Source organism: Flavobacterium bizetiae (assembly GCF_024271895.1).
In the GTDB taxonomy this organism is placed as follows: domain Bacteria; phylum Bacteroidota; class Bacteroidia; order Flavobacteriales; family Flavobacteriaceae; genus Flavobacterium; species Flavobacterium bizetiae.
In genome coordinates this window covers 2,002,690-2,026,351 of the sequence record NZ_CP091861.1, presented here as the reverse complement: position 1 = coordinate 2,026,351, position 23,662 = coordinate 2,002,690, and the positions used below count along the sequence as shown (strand labels likewise).

At 34.1% G+C, this 23,662-nt stretch carries 20 protein-coding genes; 7 read left to right on the top strand and 13 right to left on the bottom strand.

Translation table 11 applies throughout. The annotated features are described in order from the left end of the window. The first annotated feature begins 130 nt into the window (after positions 1 to 130). A complete protein-coding gene (locus L0669_RS08910) occupies positions 131 to 2,215 on the top strand; it encodes a T9SS type B sorting domain-containing protein (protein WP_263762864.1) in 2,085 nt (694 codons plus the stop codon). 172 nt (positions 2,216 to 2,387) lie between these two features. On the opposite strand, the gene folK is transcribed toward L0669_RS08910, so the two are convergent. Further along, a complete protein-coding gene (gene folK / locus L0669_RS08905) occupies positions 2,388 to 3,521 on the bottom strand; it encodes a 2-amino-4-hydroxy-6-hydroxymethyldihydropteridine diphosphokinase (protein ID WP_263762862.1) in 1,134 nt (377 codons plus the stop codon). A 270-nt stretch (positions 3,522 to 3,791) separates the two neighbouring features. Between folK and sppA the strand changes: the two genes are divergently transcribed. The 3 genes from sppA (at position 3,792) to L0669_RS08890 (ending at position 9,310) form a co-directional block, all read left to right on the top strand. Continuing rightward, complete coding sequence (gene sppA, locus L0669_RS08900; protein ID WP_173970749.1) at positions 3,792 to 5,549, top strand: signal peptide peptidase SppA; 1,758 nt, start codon at positions 3,792 to 3,794, stop codon at positions 5,547 to 5,549. A 12-nt stretch (positions 5,550 to 5,561) separates the two neighbouring features. Continuing rightward, positions 5,562 to 6,509, top strand: a complete 948-nt coding sequence (locus tag L0669_RS08895; protein WP_263762860.1) for an alpha/beta hydrolase — start codon at positions 5,562 to 5,564, stop codon at positions 6,507 to 6,509. Positions 6,510 to 6,685: 176 nt separating this feature from the next. Continuing rightward, positions 6,686 to 9,310, top strand: coding sequence for an AsmA family protein (locus L0669_RS08890; RefSeq protein ID WP_263762857.1), 2,625 nt, complete (start codon positions 6,686 to 6,688; stop codon positions 9,308 to 9,310). A 67-nt stretch (positions 9,311 to 9,377) separates the two neighbouring features. Here L0669_RS08890 and L0669_RS08885 read toward each other — a convergent pair whose 3' ends face one another. Next, the gene (locus tag L0669_RS08885; protein ID WP_263762855.1) at positions 9,378 to 10,415 is read right to left on the bottom strand and encodes a glycosyltransferase family 9 protein; all 1,038 of its coding nucleotides are present in this window, start codon (positions 10,413 to 10,415) and stop codon (positions 9,378 to 9,380) included. A gap of 300 nt (positions 10,416 to 10,715) precedes the next feature. Further along, positions 10,716 to 11,510 carry a DUF2797 domain-containing protein gene (locus L0669_RS08880; protein WP_173970753.1) on the bottom strand — a complete coding sequence of 265 codons (795 nt, stop codon included), beginning with the start codon at positions 11,508 to 11,510 and terminating at the stop codon, positions 10,716 to 10,718. A 248-nt stretch (positions 11,511 to 11,758) separates the two neighbouring features. Between L0669_RS08880 and L0669_RS08875 the strand changes: the two genes are divergently transcribed. Both L0669_RS08875 and L0669_RS08870 read left to right on the top strand, forming a co-directional pair. Further along, entirely contained in the window at positions 11,759 to 13,267 is a 1,509-nt protein-coding gene (locus L0669_RS08875) for a GH3 auxin-responsive promoter family protein (RefSeq protein WP_173970754.1), read from the top strand. Positions 13,268 to 13,312: 45 nt separating this feature from the next. Then, a complete protein-coding gene (locus tag L0669_RS08870) occupies positions 13,313 to 13,702 on the top strand; it encodes a hypothetical protein (RefSeq protein WP_263762853.1) in 390 nt (129 codons plus the stop codon). A 164-nt stretch (positions 13,703 to 13,866) separates the two neighbouring features. On the opposite strand, the gene serB is transcribed toward L0669_RS08870, so the two are convergent. The 6 genes from serB to L0669_RS08840 all read right to left on the bottom strand — a co-directional run bounded on the left by serB (position 13,867) and on the right by L0669_RS08840 (position 17,659). After that, positions 13,867 to 15,096, bottom strand: coding sequence for a phosphoserine phosphatase SerB (serB, locus tag L0669_RS08865; RefSeq protein WP_173970756.1), 1,230 nt, complete (start codon positions 15,094 to 15,096; stop codon positions 13,867 to 13,869). Positions 15,097 to 15,316: 220 nt separating this feature from the next. Beyond that, positions 15,317 to 15,757 carry a VOC family protein gene (locus tag L0669_RS08860; protein ID WP_263762851.1) on the bottom strand — a complete coding sequence of 147 codons (441 nt, stop codon included), beginning with the start codon at positions 15,755 to 15,757 and terminating at the stop codon, positions 15,317 to 15,319. A 63-nt stretch (positions 15,758 to 15,820) separates the two neighbouring features. After that, on the bottom strand, positions 15,821 to 16,264 hold the full coding sequence (locus L0669_RS08855) for an SRPBCC family protein (protein WP_263762849.1): 444 nt from the start codon (positions 16,262 to 16,264) through the stop codon (positions 15,821 to 15,823). A gap of 2 nt (positions 16,265 to 16,266) precedes the next feature. After that, positions 16,267 to 16,674: a VOC family protein gene (locus L0669_RS08850; RefSeq protein WP_263763923.1), complete on the bottom strand. Its 408-nt coding sequence runs from the start codon at positions 16,672 to 16,674 to the stop codon at positions 16,267 to 16,269. A 152-nt stretch (positions 16,675 to 16,826) separates the two neighbouring features. Further along, the gene (locus L0669_RS08845) at positions 16,827 to 17,231 is read right to left on the bottom strand and encodes an SRPBCC family protein (protein ID WP_263762847.1); all 405 of its coding nucleotides are present in this window, start codon (positions 17,229 to 17,231) and stop codon (positions 16,827 to 16,829) included. Positions 17,232 to 17,254: 23 nt separating this feature from the next. After that, positions 17,255 to 17,659 carry an SRPBCC domain-containing protein gene (locus L0669_RS08840; protein WP_263762845.1) on the bottom strand — a complete coding sequence of 135 codons (405 nt, stop codon included), beginning with the start codon at positions 17,657 to 17,659 and terminating at the stop codon, positions 17,255 to 17,257. Between the two features lie 169 nt (positions 17,660 to 17,828). On the opposite strand from L0669_RS08840, the gene L0669_RS08835 reads away from it, so the two are divergent. Then, positions 17,829 to 18,794 (top strand): GlxA family transcriptional regulator, encoded by a 966-nt coding sequence (locus L0669_RS08835; RefSeq protein ID WP_263762843.1) that lies wholly within the window; start codon positions 17,829 to 17,831, stop codon positions 18,792 to 18,794. Positions 18,795 to 18,959: 165 nt separating this feature from the next. Here the strand turns inward: L0669_RS08835 and L0669_RS08830 are convergent, their stop codons facing one another. From L0669_RS08830 to L0669_RS08815, 4 genes are all read right to left on the bottom strand, one after another. Next, positions 18,960 to 19,628 carry a murein L,D-transpeptidase catalytic domain family protein gene (locus L0669_RS08830; protein ID WP_263762841.1) on the bottom strand — a complete coding sequence of 223 codons (669 nt, stop codon included), beginning with the start codon at positions 19,626 to 19,628 and terminating at the stop codon, positions 18,960 to 18,962. Between the two features lie 130 nt (positions 19,629 to 19,758). Beyond that, complete coding sequence (clpX, locus tag L0669_RS08825; protein ID WP_056245443.1) at positions 19,759 to 20,991, bottom strand: ATP-dependent Clp protease ATP-binding subunit ClpX; 1,233 nt, start codon at positions 20,989 to 20,991, stop codon at positions 19,759 to 19,761. 185 nt (positions 20,992 to 21,176) lie between these two features. Next, positions 21,177 to 21,851, bottom strand: coding sequence for an ATP-dependent Clp endopeptidase proteolytic subunit ClpP (clpP, locus tag L0669_RS08820; RefSeq protein WP_055095106.1), 675 nt, complete (start codon positions 21,849 to 21,851; stop codon positions 21,177 to 21,179). Positions 21,852 to 22,225: 374 nt separating this feature from the next. After that, on the bottom strand, positions 22,226 to 23,548 hold the full coding sequence (locus tag L0669_RS08815) for a trigger factor (RefSeq protein WP_173972220.1): 1,323 nt from the start codon (positions 23,546 to 23,548) through the stop codon (positions 22,226 to 22,228). Between the last annotated feature and the right edge of the window lie 114 nt (positions 23,549 to 23,662).

Below are 23,662 nucleotides of genomic sequence, written 5' to 3'. Positions count from 1 at the left end.
ATCATTATAAAATTGATACTTTTATAAAATGAAAAGTATCAATTTCTTAAAAATAATCACAATATTTTTTGTTTTAAGCTTTAAACAATCTTATTCAATTGAGAAAATTAGATTCCTAGATAAGGATTTAATGAAAGTATCGAATGATACTCTTAAATCAAACAAAAAAAAGAATTCAAATTTAAGTCTTGCTATAATTCCTCCGGCAATCAAAGCTAGCGGAGATCAATTTTACTGCCCACAAACCACTATCAACGTTGTTACCAGCATTTTAATTACCCATGATCCATTAGAATCAGGAACTGATGCCGGATATGTTCAGATCTCTTCAGGTTATTCTGGCGGTTCAGATCAATTAGCACTATCAAACCCTGCGGCACATCCATCCGTTACAACGAGTTGGGATGCCGTTGCCGGAAAATTAAAAATATTTAGCGCAACAGGTGGCAATATCTCATATCCTGATTTAGAAGCCGCTATAAAAGATGTTGTATTCTCTAATTCTTCGGCTACTGCTTCCGGAACTAAAACTTTTTCTATTACCATTGGTAATGCCAATTATCTTCCTTCTACACAACATTATTATTTATTTGTTCCCAGTATAGGTATTACCTGGACCGCAGCAAAAGCAGCTGCTGAAGCCAGTAATTATTATGGATTACAAGGTTATCTCGCAACGATATTATCTGCAGATGAAGCCAAATTAATTGGCGAACAAGCATCAGGAACAGGATGGATTGGCGGAAGCGATGCCGAAACCGAAGGTGTCTGGAAATGGGTTACAGGCCCAGAAGCCGGAACTGTTTTCTGGAATGGAGCTGCAAATGGTTCAACCCCAAATTTTGCTTTCTGGAATAACGGAGAACCAAACAATCAGGGAAATGAAGATTACGCCCATATTACCCAACCCGGAGTCGGAATAAAAGGATCCTGGAATGATTTATCGGATACCGGAGATACAAGCGGCAATTACCAACCCAAAGGTTATGTTGTAGAATATGGCGGAATGCCCGGCGAAGCAACTCTAGAAATTGCTGCCAGTACTAAAATTACGATTCCGGTGGCAACACCAGCGGCAAACCCAAGTCCTGTGTGTGATTCAGGTACTTTTACCTTTAGCGCGACACCAACAGCTGGCTCAACTATAAGTTGGTACGATGCAGCTGTGGGAGGAAATTTATTAGCAACAGGAAATACCTACACAACGCCAACACTCAACACTACTACCACTTATTATGTTGATGCCGGTTGCGAATTGAACAGAAAATCAGTTGTGGCAACGGTAAACATTACGCCTTCAACACCGGTTGCAGTATCTTCGACGGTTTATAATTGCGGATCAGGAAATGTAATGATTGAAGCCAATTCAAATATTGGTACGATCAATTGGTTTACATCTTCCTTAGGCGGAAATAGTATTCACACCGGAAATAACTTTACAACACCAACCGTTTCGTCCAATACTACTTATTATGCAGAAGCCTCAAATGGCACTTGTATTAATACTACCCGAACACCCGTAAACATTGTAATTTATACTCCTCCCGCTGTTACTGATGAAACTGCAATCTTATGTCAGTATCAAAAAGTTAATCTTGATGCAGGAATTGTCGGAATGACGTATAAATGGAGCACTGGCGAAACTGCACAAATAATCACCGTTTCAGCCAGCGGAACATACACGGTTGACGTTACAAGTCCGGCTCCGGAAAATTGTACCAGTAGAAAAACGATTATTGTTGATGAACATTTAATTCCAGTAATTAAACGGGTTACAGTAAACGGTACAAAAGCTACAATTTATCTTGCCAACGATGCTGATTATTATGAATATTCAGTTGATGGATTAAATTTTCAGGATTCTAATGTGTTTTATGATGTTCCTGCAGGATTAAGAACCGCTTTTGCTCAGGGCAAAAATGGCTGTGGAGGCGATACCTTAAATTTTGTTGTTCTCGTTTTTCCGGAATTTTTCACTCCAAACAATGATTCTTTTAATGATGTCTGGGAAGTTGACGGAATGGAAAATTATCCTCAGGCAGAAATAACTATTTTTGATCGATACGGAAAACTTATAGCACAATTAAAAGGTCCGCAGATGAGTTGGGACGGCACTTTCAATAAAACGCCTCTACCCGCTTCTGATTATTGGTACGCCTTAAAAATTGACGATACTCATCCTGTTTTTAAAGGTCATTTTTCATTAAAGAGATAATTTTTTAATTAGATAATTTGTCAATTAGATAATGAGATAATTGAAAAATATTGCGAGAATTATCCAATTGGCACATTCCCTAATTTTCTAATTAACTTAATTTGTCAATTAGATAATGAGATAATTAACAGTTCCAAAAATTATCTAATTGGCACATTCTCTCATTGACACATTAACTCAGCTTCTTCTGAATTTCATCTAAAATAAAAAGGTAGTCTTCGTGTTTTTTTACAAAGTCGCGATCAGAAACGTCTATGATTAGAACATTCAAATCGGTTTGGGATTTTATATAATCGAGATAACCATTATTGATTTTATCCAAATATTCTGCTTCGATATTTTGTTCGTACGTTCTGCCTCTTTTTTTGATGTTTTGGAGCAAGCGCTCAGAATTCTGATATAAATAAACGTACAAATCAGGCTTTGGCATTTCTTTATAAATAATATCGAATAAGTTGCGATACAAACGATATTCATCTTCTGCCAGAGTAATTTTAGCAAAAATCAATGATTTAAAAATATGATAATCGGCTACGATAAAATCTTTAAACAAATCAAATTGCGCCAGATCATCTGATAATTGCTGATAGCGATCTGCCAGAAAAGACATTTCTAACGGAAAAGCATATCTGTTTTGATCTTTATAGAATTTAGGTAAAAACGGATTGTCTGCAAAACGTTCCAGAACTGTTTTAGCATTAAAATCTTCGGCTATTTTCTGAACCAAAGTCGTTTTTCCAGCACCAATATTTCCTTCAAAAGCAATATAATTATAGGTTTCTAAGGCAATTTTACGCAACGGATTTTTTAAATCCTGAACTACAGTACAAACGCTGTCATCTGGCGAAAGAGCAATTAGCTCCGAAATAGATTTCTGAAAAACAGGATGTTTCCAGTCGAGTTGTAAATCCTGAACCGGCAACAAAACAAAATTTCTGTTTTGCATTAAAGGATGCGGAATTTTCAATTTTTCAGAATCAATAATTTCGTCATCAAAAGCAATTAAATCAATATCGATAATTCGGGACTGATACCCTTCCTGATTCGATCTGATTCTGCCTAAATGTTTTTCGACTTTTAAAACCTGATTTAGTATTTTTTGGGCTGATGAAGTGGTATGCAAAACCAAAGCACAATTATAAAAAGCATCGCTTTCAAAACCCCAGGCGGGAGTTTCGTATAGTTTTGAAACCCTGATTACAGTTCCTACTTCCTGATGTATCAAATCGATACAACTCTCGATGTTTGCTAACCTGTTTCCCTGATTACTCCCTATAGATAAAACGACTTGATGCTGTGACTTCATAATAAATGCAAATTAACTAAAACTATTTTAGAATTACCGACATTATTTGATTCAAAGAATCAGAAGTTACCAACTATTTCTTATTTTTTATTTCTTTTAAGTTGCGATAAAAGCTCCAATATCTTACAAAATATCCTATCTTTAATTTAGAATTTTAAAAATGTGAAAAGCACAAATATTTGATCAAATCGTATATCTGAAATAATTTGTTTTTAGAGTACATTTGTAACAAACCAACCTTTTTCGCTACTTATTAAAAAAAATATACTTATGAAGTTTTTAGGAAATGTAATTGCCACAGTTGTCGGTATTTTTGTATTTATTATGTTCTTCTTTTTTGGAATAATTCTTATCGGAGCTATTTTTGGAGGAGATGATACTGTTTCTGTCAAAAGTGATTCTGTAATAGAATTAAATTTAAAACAAATTCAAAACGATTATGCCGGAAAATATAAAGATCCGTGGGTAAACGTTTTTTCCGATAAAAAAGGAATTGGTTTAACCGATGTTATCAATGCCATCGAAGCTGCAAAAACAGATGACAACATCAAAGGAATTTCGATTCTAAATGATGAATCCTCTTTAGGTTTAGCACAATATAAAGATTTGAGAAACGCACTTGAAAGTTTTAAAAAATCCGGAAAATTTGTGTGGGCTTATGCCAATACTTATTCTCAAAAAGAATATTATCTAAACTCTGTTGCCAATACGGTTTACATTAATCCGGCAGGTGATTTAGATTTTAAAGGACTTTCTTCTGAAGTAATGTTTTTTAAAGATTTTCAGGATAAATCAGGTATTCATATGGAAGTGATTCGTCACGGAAAGTATAAAAGCGCTGTTGAACCGTTTTTAGAAAATAAAATGAGTGATGCCAACAGAGAACAAGTTACAGCACTTTTAAATTCGATCTGGACAACCGTTTCTACTGATATTGCAAAAAGCAGAAACATTCCTCTTGATAAATTAAACGAAATCGCGAATGGTTTGTTGGCCAGAACTCCTGAAATGGCAAAAGCACAACATTTAGTAGATATTGTGGCGTATGAAGATGTGTACCATAATGCCATAAAAAAAGCGCTGAAAGTAACCGGTGATGACGATTATAACAAAATTTCGATTTTAGATTATACTCAAAATAATGTTACGACAGCTTTAACGAATACAGCTACAGATCAAATTGCTATTATTTACGCTCAAGGCGAAATACAAAGTGGCGAAGGAGATGTTACCGTGATTGGTGAAGGTTCTATGCGTCGTTCGCTTCAGGAAGCCCGCAAAAATGAAGATGTAAAAGCTATCGTGCTTAGAATTGACAGCCCGGGAGGAAGTGCATTAACATCTGACCTGATCTGGAGAGAAATTGAAATTACCAAAAAAGTAAAACCTGTTGTAGTTTCTATGGGAAATTATGCCGCTTCAGGAGGATATTATATTGCTTGTAATGCTAATACAATTTTTGCAGAAAGCAATACCATTACAGGTTCTATTGGTGTTTTTGGCATCTTACCTAACTTTAGTCCATTAGCCAATAAATTAGGAATTAATACAGAGCAGGTAAAAACACACGAAAACTCAGCCAACTACAGTCCGTTTGTTCCGGTTGACGAAAAGTTTAAAGCTTTTACTCTTGAAGGAGTTGAGCACATTTACAACACCTTTGTAACACATGTTGCCGAAGGTCGAAAAATGACTTTTGCACAAGTAGATGCAATTGCACAAGGACGTGTTTGGTCTGGATCTGAGGCTTTAAAAATTGGTTTGGTGGATAAAATTGGAGGTTTAAATGATGCAATTGCCGAAGCAGCAAGAATTGCTAAAGTAAAATCATATAGCACACAAAACTATCCTGAATACGAGAAAACTTTCAATGATTTACTTTCTAACTTACCTTTTGCACAATCAAAAGAAGCGTTTATAAAAGAAGAAATTGGCGAAGAGAATTATATGCTTATCGAGCAGGTAAAAAGACTTCAGAAGCAAAAAGGAGTTCAGGCAATGCTTCCTTTTGGATTAAACATTAAATAATTACAATTCAAAATGAAAAAATTATTTGCTCTTGCTGCCTTTTTATTTTTGAGTGTTGCGAATGCCCAGAATAAAAAAGAAATTACGTTTAAAGAATCTCCTTTAATTTTAAAAATTAATATCGATCAGATTTTCGGTACGCTGACGACTCCGGATTTAACAACAAAATATCCGGTGGCTTTGATCATTTCGGGTTCAGGACCAACAGACAGAAACGGAAATAATCCGACGATGAAAAACAATTCGTTAAAGATGCTTGCTGAAGCTTTGGCAAAAAATGGAATTGCATCTTTACGATATGATAAGAGAGGAATTGGCGAAAGCAAAGGTTCTGCTGTTACAGAGCAAACTTTGGTATTTGAAAATTACACACAGGACGCCAAAAGCTGGATTAACTTATTAAAACAAGACAGACGTTTTTCTGAAATAATTGTTATAGGTCATAGCGAAGGTTCTTTAATAGGTATGATTGCCGCAGCAAAAGCAAACAAGTTTATTTCTATTGCGGGACCGGGAGAATCTGCTGACAAATTGATAAAAGCACAAATAGCTTCTAAAGCCAATAAACAATTAGAGGAAATGACTTTCCCTATTATTGATAGTTTAAAAACCGGGCACTATGCACAAAAAATAGATCCAATGCTTAATTCACTTTTTAGACCAAGTATTCAGCCTTATTTAATTTCCTGGTTTAAATATAATCCTCAGTTAGAAATTAAAGCTTTAAAAATTCCTATCTTAATTCTGCAAGGAAACAAGGATTTACAAGTTACAGTAAAAGATGCTGAACTTTTAGCTGAAGCTAATAAAACCGCCGAATTATTGATTGTTGATAAAATGAATCATGTCATGAAAACCATCGACGGTGACACTAAGGCCAATATGGAAAGTTACAATAATGAAACCTTGCCCATTTCGACAATTATGACCGATAAGATTATTTCTTTTATTAAAAAATAGTCCAAATCATAAAACCATAAAAAATCCGTTTGAATCTATATTCAGACGGATTTTTATTTTTAACAAATACTTAAGTATATTCTTATATTTTACAAAAACTTTATTATGAACTCATTCAAAAAAAACTATTTTTGCAAGGAGTCCATTATCAATTAAACTCTCAAATCTATTTATATATGTTAAAGAAAATTTTAAAAATTACTGCCATTGTTCTCGTGGTGATTGTCGCCGCATTATTTGCCATTCCGTATTTCTTTAAAGATCAAATAAAAGCTAAAATTGCTGATGCTATCAACGAAAGTGTTGATGCTAAAGTAAGTTTTGCTGATGCTGATTTAAGTTTGTTTAAAAACTTTCCGAACGCAACTGTAGGGATAGAAAAACTGGTCATTATCAATAAAGCGCCCTTTGAAGGTGATACTTTGGTTTCGCTTGGACAATTGAATTTAAAGATGAGCATCAAGGAACTTTTTAAAGGAGAAAACGAACCTTTGAGCATTCAGGGAATAAGCTCTACAAATGGTTTAATCAACATTATTTTTAATAAAGATGGTGTTGGGAACTTTGATATTGCACTGAAAGATAAAAAGGAAACCAAAACAGACGAAGCAGGCAAACCGCTTTCGTTAAAAATTCAGAATTACAAAATCGAGAATTTTACTTTTAGATATATCGATCAGGGTTCTAAAATAAAAATGGTGATTGATAGTCTGAACCACGAAGGAACCGGAGATTTTACCAATTCGAAATTAGATTTAACCACAAAATCTACGGCTAAAGTTTCTTTGGATATGGATAAAATCAATTACATGAAAAATGTAAAACTGACTTTAGATGCTGTTTTAGGAATTGATTTAGAACAAAGTAAATATACTTTTAAAGAAAACAAAGCTTTAATCAACCAATTGCCTCTGGAATTTGACGGATTTATTCAAATGGTTGATGCTGGTCAGGTTTATGATTTAAAGTTTAAAACACCAACCTCATCGTTTACCAATTTCTTAGGATTAATTCCATCTGCTTACGCTTCTAGTCTTGATGGTGTAAAAACTACCGGAGATTTTACGGTTGTTGGTTTTGCAAAAGGACAATTAACAGACACTACTGTTCCTAAATTTAATATTGCAATCGCTTCTAACAATGCTTCTTTTCAATATCCTAACTTACCAAAATCAGTTCAGAATATTGTAATTGACACTAAAATTATCAATGAAACCGGAATCTTAAACGATACTTACGTAAACTTAGACAAGCTATCTTTTAGAATCGATCAGGATGTTTTTAATGCCAAAGCAAATATCAAAAACATAACCGTGAATCCGTTTGTAGATGCAGCTTTAAAAGGAACTATCAATTTAGCTAATTTATCAAAAGCGTATCCAATAAAGATGGACAAACCTCTTGCAGGTATTTTAAAAGCCGATGTAACGACACAATTTGATATGGCATCTGTAGAAAAAAGCCAATATCAAAACATAAAAAATGCCGGAACAATGAGTTTGTCAGGATTTAAATATACTGATGAGAATAACAAATCAATGAACATTAGTACGGCTTTGGTTGAATTTAATCCCAGCACTATTAACTTAAAGAAATTTGATGCTACAACCGGAAAAAGTGATTTAAGCATCAATGGAGTTTTAGAGAATTTCTATGGTTTTATGTTTAAAAAACAAGAACTAAGAGGAAACTTTAATATGAGCTCTAACCAATTAGCGGTTGATGATTTTATGACTGCAGGAGAACCTGCTAAAACCGGAACTGCAACCGAAAAAGAAGGAGAAAAGAAACCAACAGCAGCAAAACCTGCTGAAGCGATGAAGATTCCTGCTTTTTTAAATTGTACTATAAATGCCAAAGCAACGACAGTTTTATATGATAATTTAAAACTAAAAGACGTTTCAGGAAAATTGATCGTTAAGGATGAAAAAGCAACTTTAGAAAACTTTAAAACATCGATTTTTGGAGGAACAATTGGTTTAACAGGAACTGTTTCTACAAAAGCAAAAGTACCTACTTTTGATATGAACTTAGGATTTAATCAGGTTGATATTGCGCAGACTTTTACGCAATTAGATATGATGAAAAAAATTGCTCCAATTGCGGGAATCATCAACGGAAAATTAAATTCGACGGTGAAGTTAAACGGAAATTTAGATGCTAATGAATTGACTCCCGACTTAAAATCGATTTCAGGAGATTTAATTGGGCAATTGCTTTCTACAACTGTAAATGCTAAAAATTCGACGGTATTAAATGCTTTGACTTCAAACATTAAATTCATTGATATGAATAAGGTGAATTTGAATGATATTAAAGCGGCTGTAACTTTCGAAAACGGAAAAGTAAACGTAAAACCATTTGATATTAAATATCAGGATATTAAAGTGACTGTTGGCGGAACTCACGGTTTTGATCAAACCATGAATTACTACTTAAAGTTAGACGTTCCTGCAAAATATTTAGGAACTGAGGCCAACGCTTTTATTGCTAAAATGTCTCCGGCTGATGCTGCAAAACTGCAAAACATCCCGATAAATGCTTTGATTACAGGTAACTTTTCTAACCCAAAAGTTTCTACAGATATGAAAACAGCGGTTACAAGTTTAACTACTCAATTGGTAAACCAACAGAAAGAAAAACTGACTCAAAAAGGTACTTCGGCTCTTACTGATTTAATCAATAAGAACACAAAAGCAAAAGATACCACACAGGCTGCAAAAACAGAAAAAGAACAGAAAACGCAAGAGGTTACTAAAAAAGCCAGCGATTTGATTAATGGTTTATTCAAGAAAAAATAAAACCAAAACTTATACAAAAAAAAGAGGCATTCTATATAGAATGCCTCTTTTTTTGCTTTAAACTTTTTTATATCGCTTTTGAATAAGTCTTTATTTTTCCGTTGTTCAAAATTGAATTGATGATTTTGATATAATCTTTTTTAGTATATAATTTGACATCTATTCCGATACTTGAATTGTCGTAAGGTTCGTATTTCTTGATTTTCGAAACAGAAAACAATCCTATTGTTGGCGTTTGTACGGCACTGGCCAAATGCATAATTCCGCTATCGGCACCAATAAATAAATCGGCATTGGCAATCACAGAACCTATTTCGCGAATATCCTTACTATAAAATGTAGGCGCTTTAAAAGCAATTTGTGAAACATTTTCTACAGGCAGGATTTCAATAATATTATAGTTTTTATATTCTTCTTTAAGCTGTGTGTAAAATCTTCCCCACCATTCTTCTGATAAACATTTTTCGCCTGTTGCGTACGTAAATATGCAGATGGTTCTTTTTTCATTATGAAACAAATCGTTTAAGATTCTCTTTCCTTCGATAATTTCAGACGAAGTTAATTTCAGATCTAAAGGTGCTATTATCTTGTTTCTTTTAGGAAATCTAAGTTTGGTCAGATAATTTCGGAAATTATAAACAGGATATTTGGCAATGTGTTCGTAATCGTTTTTTACCAATTGGGTTTCTTCATTTGCATCACCAAAAAATTTATACTTTGCATTTGAAAACTGAACGGCCAGACGGCCAGAAGAAGAATTTTGATCTACATTGATCGCAATATCATAATTTTGTTTTTTTATTGAAATCCAGACATTCAGGTATTTGAATAAATTTTTGAAAGGCTTTTTGGGCAAGTCGATGATCTTATCAATATTATCGTAATTTTCGAAAATAATGGGAGCTAACGTTCCCTTAACAAACAAATCGACTTTACAATTTGGAAATATTTCAGTTACTTCCTGAACGAGAGGTGTAATCAATAATAAGTTTCCTAATCTTCCGTTGGGTCTGCAGATCAGGATTTTTTTTATATCATTTTTGTCCACTAAAATAATATCTTCCTGTGATCTTGCTTTTCCAATATTCTTAGTAAGATTGCGCATTAAGCTGCGTCTAAAAACATTTATTTTGCCGAACATACCCATCTCATAAATAATTTAAGAATTATTAAATCTTCATTTAAATTTTAAAAAAAACAGATCGATTTCATTAGTTTAAAACTAAGCTCTTTTATTTTTTAAAATTAAATTCTTTCAATAAGCAATTATTACAAAATTGTAAGCAAATGTATCAACATTCACATACTCAGTTACTTGAAAGCAATTTAAAAATACAAAAATTATTTTATAAATAACTATATAATAGACAGTTAGCCTATAAATTACGATGAGATGCCAATTAACCTATACGTTAATAGTAACAACATAACCTTCTGAACTGCGAACATTAAAAACAGTTCCGTTATCAAAAATTAAGTACTGGCCTTTTATTCCTACTAATTTCCCCTGAAAAGATGGTGTTTTATCCAGGTTTAAACTGGCTACTTTTGCCGGATAATTTAAAACGGGATAATGCAGTTCGTAAAGATCATTTTTTTGAGAATAAAAATACTCTTTTGCTTCATCAGGAATCAAGCTTTCGACTTTTACTTTTTCAGCAAGAAGGTCAAAACTTCCACTTGTATTTTGAAGCATTTTTCTCCAATTGGTTTTATCCGTATAATGATCTTTTAAAGCGACCTCTGTAATTCCGGCCAAATATCGATTAGGAACCTCAACAATGGCAATTGCCTGAGTAGCGCCCTGATCGATCCAACGGGTTGGAACCTGAGTTTTACGCGTTACACCTACTTTTACTTCACTTGCCAAAGCCAGATAAACAACATGAGGTTGCAATTGTACTTTTTGTTCGTACTCAAGATCACGATCTGCGATTCCTAAATGTGCTGTGCTTAATTCCGGTCTCATGATCCAGTCGCCCACTGCAGGACTGGAGTAAAAGCAATCGTAGCAAAAACCCTGACGGAATATTTTTTTCTTTTTATGACAATTCAAACATTCGTAACCTGCAAAATTAATCTCAATCTCTTTATCTAAAAGTTGGTTCATGTTTAGAAAACTATCCTCGAAAACCAAATAATATTGAATTGGGTTCCCTAGTTCAGTTTGCATTTTAGTAAGTACTCCTTGATATGTCATAAGAATTTTAAATTGTAGATTTCAGATATTAGATTTGCCCTGTATTGTGAACTTTTATTTGTTAAAATTCCAATTGTCGGTTGGAATCTTTACTTTTATAGAACTGTTTTTTACAAAAAAACACTATTTTTGATACAACGGCAAAGTTAGTATTTGTCGATCGATATTCAAATTTTATATTTTTTGATTTTCGCGTTAAGAGAAAATTCAAAATCTAAAATCAGCAATTTAAAATCTAAATTTCACTCATGCCCTTATCAATAATCAATTCGTTTGCCTCATGGGTCCTGAAACAAAGGATACATCAAATAGAACTTTTTCTAAAATATCCCAATGAGGTTCAGGAGGAACTTTTGCATAATTTATTGACGGCATCTGAGAACACGATTATAGGTAAGAAATATGATTTTGAATCGATAACGTCGTATGCAACTTTTGCCGAAAGGGTTCCTATTGCAACTTATGAAGAATTACAACCTTTAATAGAACGTACACGTCAGGGCGAGCAGGGTGTTTTTTGGGAAACTCCCATAAAATGGTTTGCCAAATCGAGCGGAACGACGAATGCAAAAAGCAAATTTATTCCGGTAAGTAACGAAGCGCTTGAAGATTGCCATTATAAAGGAAGCAAAGATTTGCTTTGTTTGTATCTGAACAACAACGAAGACTCGGAATTATTTTTAGGAAAAAGTCTTCGCTTGGGCGGAAGTTCTCAGATCTATGAGAACAACAATACTTTCTTTGGAGATTTATCGGCTATTTTGATCGAGAATATGCCTATTTGGGCTGAATTTAGCAGTACGCCAAGCAGTAAAACTTCATTGATGAGTGAATGGGAGGCTAAAATTGCTGCCATCATCAACGAAACCAAAAACGAAAATGTAACGAGTTTTGCAGGCGTTCCTTCGTGGATGTTGGTTTTAATGAATAAGGTTTTAGAAAATACCGGAAAACAAAGTTTATTAGAGCTTTGGCCAAATCTGGAAGTTTACTTTCACGGAGGCGTGAGTTTTTCTCCTTATAAAGAGCAATACAAGAAAATTTTACCTAGCAAAGATTTTAAATATTACGAGATATACAATGCTTCTGAAGGCTTCTTTGCCATTCAGGATTTAAACAATTCAAGCGATTTGTTGTTGATGCTGGATTATGGCATTTTCTACGAATTTATTTCGATGGATACTTTTGGCACTCCGGAACAAAAAGTAATTCGTTTGGCTGATGTTGAACTGAATAAAAATTATGCCATTGTTATTACGACTAATTCTGGTTTATGGCGTTATTTAATTGGCGATACGGTTCGTTTTACCTCTTTAAATCCGTACAGAATTCGTGTTACAGGAAGAACTAAACATCATATTAATGTTTTTGGGGAAGAGTTGATGGTCGAGAATACCGATCAGGCAATTGCCAAAGCGTGTCAGGTTACACAAACTGAAGTTATCGATTATACCGTTGCTCCTATTTTTATGCAGGATAAAGAAAAAGGCGCTCACGAATGGATGATCGAATTCAAGAAAAAACCTGCTGATGTTGGACTTTTCCAGAAAGTTCTCGATGAAACTTTACAAACTTTAAATTCTGATTACGAAGCGAAACGCCACAACAATATGACATTAAACCCTTTAGTAATTAATGTAGCACGTGAAAACTTATTTTATGATTGGTTAAAGGAACGTGATAAACTTGGGGGACAACATAAAATTCCGAGACTTTCGAATCAGAGGGATTATTTGGAGCAGTTGAAGGAGATGTAATTTCAAACAATAACCTTAAATAATTGACCTATTTTAAAAACAAAAATGAAAAAATACATTTTATTTCTTTTCATCATATTTACTCAAAATCTAATATCACAAAATATTGAACCATTAAGTCCAATTCAAAAAGAACTTTATGATTTTGAAACAGTTCAAGTAAAACCTGAATTTCCTGGTGGAAAGGAAAAGTTTATTGAATACATAAAAGAAAATTTAAAAAAGTCCGATATTGATAAAAGCAAAGGGCAAATTCAAACAAGTTTTATTGTTGAGATGGATGGGTCGATAATAGATGTTAAGATTATAAAAGACACTGGAATCAAAATAGAAAAGTCACTTAAGAAAATACTAGAAAAATCTCCTAAATGGCTTTGTGGAGAACACGAAGGATATCATGTTAGAACAAAAGTAGATTTTACTTTTGATATATAATGGATTAACCTGAAAGATATGCTCATAAAAAAACCTTAGTCTTTATTGAAAACTAAGGTTTTTTATTTTTATTTCGATTGTCAGGCTGAGCGAAGTCGAAGCCCTTTCCAACATAAAAGCCTTTCTACCGAAGCCTTGAAATCTCTCAGGATGATAAACTAGTATTACATCATATCGATATACCTGTCGTGATATCCTAAAAGGTATAAAACACCATCAAGACCTAAACTTGATATAGAGGTTGAAGCGCTTTCTTTCACTTTTGGTTTTGCGTGAAAAGCGATTCCCAGACCAGCTAAGTTTAGCATTGGCAAATCGTTGGCTCCATCTCCAACTGCAATAGTTTGATTGATGTGAATTCCTTCTTTTTCGGCAATGGCTTTTAGGTATTCGGCTTTCTTTTGACCGTCTACGATGTCGCCTAAATATTTACCGGTTAATTTACCGTCTTTAATTTCTAATTGATTGGCGTGAACGTAATCGATACCCAATTCTTTTTGCAGGTATTCTCCAAAATAGGTGAATCCTCCAGATAAAATAGCGGTTTTATATCCGTAATATTTCAAGGCTTTCATCAAACGATGCGCTCCTTTTGTGATAGGCAAATTGATGGCAACATTTTGTAAAACATCTTCGCTTAAACCTTCAAGCAACGCCATACGTTGTTTGAAACTTTCGTTGAAATCAATTTCACCATTCATGGCAGATTCTGTAATGGCACGAACCTGATCTCCTACTCCGTTTAGTTCTGCCAGTTCGTCGATCACTTCGGTCTGGATTAAAGTAGAGTCCATATCGAAGCAAACCAAACGGCGGTTTCGGCGGTAAATATTATCTTCCTGAAACGAAATATCGACATTCAGGGTTCTTGAAATTTCCATGAAACTTGCTGTCATAATGATCTTGTTTACAATTTCGCCTGTAACGGATAATTGTATGCAAGAACGCGGATATTCTTCTTTCTCGACGATAGAAGTCCTGCCTGTTAATCGAATAATAGAATCGATATTCAGGTTTTGATCTGACATTATTTTAGTCACCGCTGCCAATTGTGAAGCGGCAAGTTTCTCTCCTAAAATATTAATGATGTAACGTTGTTTTGATTGTGATTTTACCCAGGTTTCGTAATCTTCTACAGAAATTGGAATAAATTTCACCTTAACGCCTAGTTCATAGGCTTTGAACAATAGATCTTTTAAGACTGGACCTGAACTTGAACCAGCTTCGATTTCGAACAAAATTCCCAAAGAAAGTGTGTCATGAATATCAGCCTGACCAATATCTAAAATATTAGCATCGTAAGTAGCCAAAACGGCTGTTAAACCTGCTGTTACTCCTATTTTATCATGTCCTGAGACTTTTAATAAAATAATCTCTTTACCTTCTATTGCCATTGTATCTATTGATTTTAAGAAGCGACAAAAATCGGCAATCTATTGTAGATAAAAAAGAATATTGTTTGTTTTTTTGAAAAGAAAAAGCACATATGAATGTGCTTTATTGAGTAATTTAACAATAATACGCTACTATTGAAATAACGTAACAAGTTGAGTATTTTTCAGCTGCGAATTCATGATTTTAATTGCTAATTCCTAAATTCGTGGCGATATAAAATTATTTTTGAATTTCATCGAAATTGACCATCCAGCTCACACCGAATTTATCTTTGAACATTCCGAAATAAGCGCCCCAGAAAGTTTTGTTCATTGGCATAAAAATCGTTCCGTTTGCCGAAAGTCCGTTGAAGATTCTATCCGCTTCGGCTGCGCTTTCGACATTGATGGAGATTGAAAAGTTTCCTCCAAAAGCTACATCGCCAGATTGTTCGTTGCTGTCACTTCCCATTAAAATGGTATTACCAATTGGCAATGAAACGTGCATTACTCTATTGGCATCTTTATCTGATACCTGAGCACAACCGCCATTTTCGTCTGCCGGCATGTCTTTGAATTTTCCGATATATGGAAATTCGCCTCCAAAAACTGATTTGTAAAACAGAAATGCTTCTTCGCAATTTCCGTTAAAAATTAAATAAGGGTTTACTGTTGTTGCCATGATATTTTTGTTTTTTGTTTGTTGCAATCTATTGTCTTGTTTTTTTCCTCTATTCTCTTTATTCTATTCTCCAGCTTCTGATAATTCCTTTACAACTTCTAATCCCTTTGGAAAAACTCCTTTATAATACTCGATATACTGTTCGACTGTATCAATCTGAGCGACTAAATCTATAAATTCATCGTCCGGAGTTAATCGATAGGTTTCCATTGCGCCGCTCCACTTTTTTGTTTCTTCGGTAATAGGCATTTCCTTAAAGTCTTTTATCTCACCTAAATGTTTAAAAGCCATATATTCATTTGGAATTTTAGTTTCGATAATACTATACATTCCTTCTCCGCTAGGAGACATGAAATGCACTTTATCTCCTTGATTCCAATCGGTTATTGTGTATGATCCTTCACAAAAAACTCCCGTCCATTTTCTATAGGTTTCGTCATCCCACAAAACCGACCAAACTTTTTCAGCAGGTGCTTTTATTCTTATTTTAAATTCTAAAGTTTCCATGATTATTCCATTTTACTAAAATCCATAAATAAAACATTCCAACGATGACCGTCTAAATCTGCGAAGCCAAAACCGTACATCCAACCCTGAGTTTCTGTAGGAGGACTAAAAATTTTCCCTCCTGCTTCTTCTACTTTCTGCGCTAATTCATCTACTTCGGCTACGCTTTCGGCATTAATAGAAATCAAAACTTCTGAGCTTGTTTCTGTATCTGTCAATTGATTTTGAGAGAAACTGGCAAATCGTGATTCTTCAAAAAGCATTATAACAAAATGTGATTCACCTACCACCATACAAGTTGAACTGGGGGTATCATGCTGTTCATTAAAAGAAAAACCTATTTTCCAGAAAAATTTTTTAGCTTTTGCCACATCCTTAACCGGCAAATTCAACCATATTTGTTTTGTCATCATTTTTTTGTTTTTTTTTGTTTTTGTTTTAAACCATATAAGTGATATAAGATAATTTAAGGAGTTCTTTTTTGCCGCGAAGACTCTAAGACACAAAGCTTTTAAAACTTTGAACCTTTGCTACTTTGTGCCTTTGAACCTCTAAAAAAAAACTAATTTTGCTCTACGTAACTTTTAAAGTTATCCAGGATTGCATTCCAGCCTCCTTGTTGCATTTCTTCAGAGTTTTGAGTTTCAGGGTCAAAACTTTGTATGATTTCTACTCCGTCCGGGGTTTCGGTAAAAGTAATTTCAACCTTTCTTCCATCATCTAATACATATTCAATCGCTTTATGATTTTCGACCAGTGTATATTCGCCGCCAAAATCAAAACTCATACTACCATCTTTTGCGGCCATAGTCGATTTGAATTTTCCGCCTGCTCTTAGATCATTTTCTGCATAAGGCGTGTGCCATTCTGCCGAAGCGAAGCTCCAGTTTTTAATATGTTCCGGTTGTGTCCAAAATTCCCAAACCTTATCTATCGATGCATTAATTGTGCTTTCTACTGTTATCATTGTTTTTTTATTTATTATTTAAATTAATTATTTTCGACGTATTTTTTAAAATTATCTATAACGGTCTGACACCATTTTTCCTGCATACTTTCAGAATCTTGTTTTGTAGGTTCGAAAGTTTCTGTGATTTTTACTGTATTTCCGTTGTGTTCAAAACTTACTTTTCCGGTTCTGTTATCATCAAGCCTATATTCTATTAATGACAAATTTTCGACTTTAGTATATATTCCCTCAAAATCAAAACTCAGGCTTCCGTCTTTTTTACTCATTTTATATTTGAATTTCCCTTTTTCTTTCAAATCATTTTCTACTTCTTCAGTAAGCCAGTCGTCTATTGCAATATTCCATTTTTTAATATGCTCCGGTAAGGTCCAGAAATCCCAAACTTTATCTATCGATGCATGAATCGTATTCTGTACTGTTATCATTGTTTATTTATTAAAATTGAAGTTCCTTTTTTATAAAATTACAAATTATTTAAAGCAAATTTAAAATTTTAGCAAAACCTTTACGATACATTAAAAGTCAACTTTAGGGGCATTTAAGACAAAATAATTACTTTTGTACAGAAGTTAACTTTGCAAAAACCACAAAATCATGAGCAAGAAAGTAGGTTTACTTGTACCACACGACTATAAATTATTAAGTATTGCTGCCATTTTAGAAGTGTTTGAAACGGCCAATAAACTTTCGGAAGAAAACAAAAAACCTTTTGAAATTATGGTTTTTCAGTTGACGGAGCAAATCAATCAGGAACGATTATTTGGGTATGAAATTAATGCTATCGAAACATCTAATGAATTTTTAGATCTCATTTTAATTCCGGCTTTTACCACAGATAATATGAGTGAAATGATTGCAAAAAACAAGAATTTTATTCCTTGGCTTAAAAAACAGCATCAGTCCGGAGCTGAATTAGCCAGTTTTTGTACCGGAGCATTTTTGTTTGCCGCTTCAGGATTATTAAACGAAAAACTAGCCACAACTCATGTCGATGCCTGCAGTGCTTTTACAAAAGCTTTTCCGTTAGTGAAACTTAAAGCCGAAGAAACCTTAACGGCCGATGGCAGTTTATATACCAGCGGTGGTTCGACCTCAACATTTCATTTATTGATTTTACTGGTTCAGAAATATTGCGGAAATGAAATTGCCGTACAAATTGCCAAAATTTTCTCGATCGACTTAAACCGGTACAAACAAAGCTATTTTAGCACTTTTAGACCCAACCATTTGCATAATGACACTTTGGTTGCGATGTTGCAGCAAAAAATAGAAAGTCAGTATAGTACGATCGAAAAACTGGAAGAGATTACAAAAGACATCCCAACGAGTGCCCGAAACATGACACGACGATTCAAACAAGTTACAGGAATTCCGCCAATTGAATATTTACAGAATATTAGAGTTGAGAGTTCTAAAAAATATCTGGAACAAACCCAGCTTTCGATTTCTGAGATTATCGAAAAAACGGGTTACAATGATCCTAAAGCTTTTAGAAAAGTATTTTTTAAAATGGTAGGCATGAAACCTATTGAATATCGCGAGAAATTTAGGGTGCAATAATTTTTTTAAGGAGCAGAAGTTTAATTCTCAAAAGACCTTTTGTCCTGCTCTACACTATATCTTTTGTGCCCGCAGGGGCGAGCACAAAAGGATGCCGTTTCGATCAGGGCTATGCGAGACATTTTATTTTTATAAGAAGATCAGGTTGGTGAGCTTAAACCAAACTTACGACTTAATAATCCACATTAGGACATTTTTATTTTCTTTGAGAAGTTTATCAATTTCTCTCATGCTTTCATTAGATACTGCGGGACAGCCCCAGCCTTCAGGAGTTCCCTGAGGATAAACTTCGTGACTTGAAATGGCTTCCCAGGAATGCAAAACTATGGCGCGACTTCTGGCATGCGAATTTGTTTTATCTTTTCCCTGCAAGACATAATTTACCTTTATTCCCCACTGGCTTACGCCGCGATCCAGAATAATAAATTTACCTATCGAAGAACAGTGCGAATCGAACTCGTTGCTTATTGGTGCGTTATCTTTAGACATCGTTGCACCCCAGCTATTATCGCCGCAACCATGACTTACCATATAGGATTGTACTATTTTATTTTTCTTAAAGTCATAAACAAAAAATCGCTTAAGACCAGAATGTACACCTAAATCTATTAAGAAAAATGTATCCTGATTGAGATTATTACGTTTGCAATATTGCTTCGCTTCTTTGTAAAATGCACTATAATTTATGTCTTTTATTTCGTTACGAGACTTTTCATCAGAAACATTTTCTATTGTTTTTTCGGCCACAAAAACACTTGCTTCCCTGAGTTCTTTTTTATTGTTCTTACAAGACAATACCAGCACAAAACTTATAATAAAGAATACTTTTTTCATAATGCCAATTTACATAAAAACAGAAACGGAAAGAGTGCAAAAAAAGTATAAAAAAACCTGCTCAAAAAAATGAGCAGGTTTTAGGTAAACTTTGTCAAAGTCTAAAACTTCGACAAAATAATATCAAGATTTACGAAGCAATTTCCATTCGCTTCAATAAGTTTTTATTCAAAGTGTGTTTTGCGTAATCTTTATCGATTGTCAACACTTTATCGTCTGAACTTGGTAATTCGTACATCGCATCTGTCAAGATGGCTTCGCATAAAGAACGTAATCCACGAGCTCCTAATTTGTATTCTAATGCTTTGTCAACAATAAAATCTAATGCTTCATCTGAAATATTAAATTCAACATCATCCATTAAGAATAATTTTTGATATTGTTTGATTAACGCATTTTTAGGTTGTGTTAAAATCGCACGCAAGGTTTCTCTGTCAAGAGGATCCATATGCGTTAAAACCGGCAAACGACCAATAATTTCAGGAATTAATCCGAAATCTTTGATGTCTTTTGGAATAATATATTGTAATAAATTGTCTTTGTCGATATTGTCTACATTTTTAGAAGTAGAATATCCAACTGCCTGACGGTTTAAACGTTTAGAAATAATACGTTCTACTCCATCAAAAGCTCCTCCTGCAATAAACAGGATATTTTGAGTATTTACCTCAACAAATTTCTGGTCCGGATGTTTACGTCCTCCTTTTGGCGGCACGTTTACAACTGTTCCTTCTAATAATTTCAATAAAGCTTGTTGCACTCCTTCACCAGAAACGTCACGTGTTATAGATGGATTATCGCTCTTACGGGCAATTTTATCAATTTCATCTATAAATACGATTCCTCTTTCGGCTTTTGTTACGTCATAATCAGCGGCTTGTAGTAAACGTGTCAAAATACTTTCGACATCTTCTCCTACATAACCAGCTTCTGTAAGTACTGTTGCATCTACGATCGCCAAAGGAACGTCTAACATTTTTGCGATAGTTTTAGCTACCAATGTTTTTCCTGTTCCGGTTTGTCCCACCATGATGATGTTACTTTTTTCAATCTCTACTTCGTCGTCTAGTTGCTGTTGCATTAAACGTTTGTAGTGATTGTAAACGGCAACTGACATTACTTTTTTAGTCTGATCCTGACCAATAACATATTGATCCAGGAAAGCTCTGATTTCTTTTGGTTTCTTTAAAATTAAATCCCCAACAAGTTTCGCGCTTCCGCTCGATTTTAATTCTTCTATTACAATTCCGTGTGCTTGTTCAATACACTTATCGCAGATATGTGCATTAATACCTGCAATTAATAAATTGGTTTCTGGCTTCTTTCTTCCACAAAACGAACATTCTAATACTACTTTAGCCATTCTTTTTTAGTTACATAAGCTGCAAAGTTACTAAGTTTCTGAGATTTATCACTAAAACCTCAGAAACTTAGCAACCTATTAACTTTTATTTTTGTTTCAAGTTTAATTTTTTTTTTAAGTTTCAAGTTCATCTTAGAACCTTAGTCCCTTTGCAACTTTGAACCTTTGAACCTTTTAAAAAAAAATTAGCTTCTTCTCAATACTTCGTCGATCATTCCGTACTCTTTAGCTTCGTCAGCTTTCATCCAGTAATCGCGCTCACTGTCTTTGTGTACTTTATCAAAAGTTTGTCCTGAATGTTGAGAGATGATATGGTATAATTCATCTTTTAGTTTCAACATTTCACGTAGGTTGATTTCCATGTCAGTTGCAACTCCTTGTGCTCCTCCTGATGGTTGGTGAATCATTACTCTTGAATGTGGTAAAGCTGAACGTTTTCCTGCTGCTCCTGCACATAATAAAACTGCTCCCATAGAAGCTGCCATACCTGTACAAATTGTCGCTACATCTGGTTTGATGTATTGCATTGTATCGTAAATTCCTAATCCTGCGTAAACGCTTCCTCCCGGAGAATTAAGATAAATTTGAATGTCTTTTGATGCATCAGCACTTTCTAAAAATAATAACTGAGCCTGAACGATATTAGCGATTTGATCGTCGATACCTGTTCCCAGAAAGATAATTCTGTCCATCATTAATCTTGAAAAAACGTCTAATTGAGAAATATTCAACTGGCGTTCTTCAATAATATATGGAGTCATGTTTGTTGGGTTCATTGCTGCTACGATTTTGTCGTAGTACATTGCGTTTACTCCTTGGTGCTTTGTAGCAAATTTTTTGAATTCTTTACCGTAGTTCATATTTTAAGTGTTCTAAGTTTTACGTAATATCTGTGTTTATTCTTCATCAAAGGTTGTACCTCTTTCTAAAGGATGTCAATTTGTCTTATTTTTAAAATTGTTCAAGTTTCAGCTTTATTTGTTTCAAGTTCTCACGCTTGTTTCGTAGATAGCCCAGATAGTAGTGAAAAGCTTTTTGAAATGGCAACTATTTTTTGTTGGTAAAAAAAAGCGACCAGCGGAAGCTCTTTTTTTACCTTACAAAAAAAGGCAGCCGTAAAAAAACTTGTAACGGATAGCTGGATTAGCTTCTGAAAAGTAATCAAAAATAAATTAAAACAAAAGAGCGTCAGGAAAAAACTTCCTGACGCTCAAAATACTTATTGTTTTAGAAATTATTCTCCGTAAGACGCAGCAATAAATTCTTCGTAAGTTACTTCTTTAGTTGTTGGATTTGCTTTTTCTTTGAACACTTCTAACAATTTTTCTGCCACAACTTGCTCAGAAAGTCTTTTTACTTCGTCCTGGTTAGATAAAACTCTAGCCACGATTCCTTGTACTTCTTCGTCAGTTGGGTTTGTTTGTCCAAATTGAGCCATTTGTTGTCTGATAGCGTTTGTTGTAAAAGCTTTCAAGTCTTCGAATGTAATTTGGATATTGCTTTGAGCCATAGCTTTTCCTTCGATTAATTGAAAACGTAATCCTTTTTCAGATCTTGCGTATTCAACTTCAGCTTCTTCTGCAGAAAGTTTTTTCTCTCCTACAGTTTGTAACCATTTTTTAAGGAATTCAGCTGGTAAATCAAATTTTGTACTTTCGATCAGGAAATCCTGAACGTCTAATAATAATTTTTGATCTGCTTGTTGCGCGAATTGAGCTTCAGCATCTTCTTTGATTTTAGATTTTAAATCTTCTAGAGAAGCTACTTTTCCTTCACCAAAAAGTTTATCAAAAAGCTCTTGGTTTAATTCTGCCAATTCTGCTCCGTTGATTGCTTCGATAGTAAAGTTTACTTCGATATCTAAACCGTGAACATCATCATGAGATACTTTTAAGTAATCCATTAATTGGTGATCATCAGCAAATAAACCTTTTGTGCTTACTGTAACAACGTCTCCAACTTTTTTACCGATGAATTTATCAGCAGCAGCTTTGTTGAAAGTAGATACAGCAATTGTAGTGGTATTGTTGATTCCTTTTTCTTCGTTTGAGAAAGTTCCGGTTAAGTCTGAATCAGCTTCAACTTTATCCTGAGGAATTGCTTTTCCGAATTGTTTTTGGATACGTTCTACTTGTCCGTCGATTAATTTATCATCAGCAGTAACGATATATTTTACGATATTGTTTTTAGCTTCTAAGTCAATTTCGAAGTTTGGTACTAAACCAATTTCGTATTCGAAAGTTAATTCTTCTGCATCCCAATCAAAGTTTTCGTTTTCTTTAGCAAGAGGAGTTCCTAAAAGATTTAATCTTTCAGATTGAACAAAACGCTCTAAAGCCAAATCAACTACTTTTTTAACTTCTTCTTGCTTGATTGCTTTTCCGTATTGTTTTTCAACAAGGTCTTTAGGAACTTGCCCTTTTCTAAAACCTTTTACGGTAGCCAATGGCATTTTTTCGTTTATTCTTTTTGCTACCTGACCTTTATAATCCATGTGAACAACTGTCATTACGATCGTTTCATTCACAGCGTCTATTGCTACTCTTTTAATATCCATCTTCTTCTTTAATTTACATAATAAAATTGGGTTGCAAAATTATAAAATTTTTGCAACCCAACCAAGTTTTTAATCCATTGTATTTGAAGACGTTTTAAACACGCTTTCAATATT

What these genes read in the sequence shown, in the direction of transcription:
- L0669_RS08910 (WP_263762864.1), top strand. Translation starts at nt 131, where the DNA reads ATGAAAGTATCGAATGATACTCTTAAATCAAACAAAAAAAAGAATTCA.
- folK (WP_263762862.1), bottom strand. Translation starts at nt 3,521, where the DNA reads ATGAAGTCACAGCATCAAGTCGTTTTATCTATAGGGAGTAATCAGGGA.
- sppA (WP_173970749.1), top strand. Translation starts at nt 3,792, where the DNA reads ATGAAGTTTTTAGGAAATGTAATTGCCACAGTTGTCGGTATTTTTGTA.
- L0669_RS08895 (WP_263762860.1), top strand. Translation starts at nt 5,562, where the DNA reads ATGAAAAAATTATTTGCTCTTGCTGCCTTTTTATTTTTGAGTGTTGCG.
- L0669_RS08890 (WP_263762857.1), top strand. Translation starts at nt 6,686, where the DNA reads ATGTTAAAGAAAATTTTAAAAATTACTGCCATTGTTCTCGTGGTGATT.
- L0669_RS08885 (WP_263762855.1), bottom strand. Translation starts at nt 10,415, where the DNA reads ATGCGCAATCTTACTAAGAATATTGGAAAAGCAAGATCACAGGAAGAT.
- L0669_RS08880 (WP_173970753.1), bottom strand. Translation starts at nt 11,510, where the DNA reads ATGACATATCAAGGAGTACTTACTAAAATGCAAACTGAACTAGGGAAC.
- L0669_RS08875 (WP_173970754.1), top strand. Translation starts at nt 11,759, where the DNA reads ATGCCCTTATCAATAATCAATTCGTTTGCCTCATGGGTCCTGAAACAA.
- L0669_RS08870 (WP_263762853.1), top strand. Translation starts at nt 13,313, where the DNA reads ATGAAAAAATACATTTTATTTCTTTTCATCATATTTACTCAAAATCTA.
- serB (WP_173970756.1), bottom strand. Translation starts at nt 15,096, where the DNA reads ATGGCAATAGAAGGTAAAGAGATTATTTTATTAAAAGTCTCAGGACAT.
- L0669_RS08860 (WP_263762851.1), bottom strand. Translation starts at nt 15,757, where the DNA reads ATGGCAACAACAGTAAACCCTTATTTAATTTTTAACGGAAATTGCGAA.
- L0669_RS08855 (WP_263762849.1), bottom strand. Translation starts at nt 16,264, where the DNA reads ATGGAAACTTTAGAATTTAAAATAAGAATAAAAGCACCTGCTGAAAAA.
- L0669_RS08850 (WP_263763923.1), bottom strand. Translation starts at nt 16,674, where the DNA reads ATGACAAAACAAATATGGTTGAATTTGCCGGTTAAGGATGTGGCAAAA.
- L0669_RS08845 (WP_263762847.1), bottom strand. Translation starts at nt 17,231, where the DNA reads ATGATAACAGTAGAAAGCACAATTAATGCATCGATAGATAAGGTTTGG.
- L0669_RS08840 (WP_263762845.1), bottom strand. Translation starts at nt 17,659, where the DNA reads ATGATAACAGTACAGAATACGATTCATGCATCGATAGATAAAGTTTGG.
- L0669_RS08835 (WP_263762843.1), top strand. Translation starts at nt 17,829, where the DNA reads ATGAGCAAGAAAGTAGGTTTACTTGTACCACACGACTATAAATTATTA.
- L0669_RS08830 (WP_263762841.1), bottom strand. Translation starts at nt 19,628, where the DNA reads ATGAAAAAAGTATTCTTTATTATAAGTTTTGTGCTGGTATTGTCTTGT.
- clpX (WP_056245443.1), bottom strand. Translation starts at nt 20,991, where the DNA reads ATGGCTAAAGTAGTATTAGAATGTTCGTTTTGTGGAAGAAAGAAGCCA.
- clpP (WP_055095106.1), bottom strand. Translation starts at nt 21,851, where the DNA reads ATGAACTACGGTAAAGAATTCAAAAAATTTGCTACAAAGCACCAAGGA.
- L0669_RS08815 (WP_173972220.1), bottom strand. Translation starts at nt 23,548, where the DNA reads ATGGATATTAAAAGAGTAGCAATAGACGCTGTGAATGAAACGATCGTA.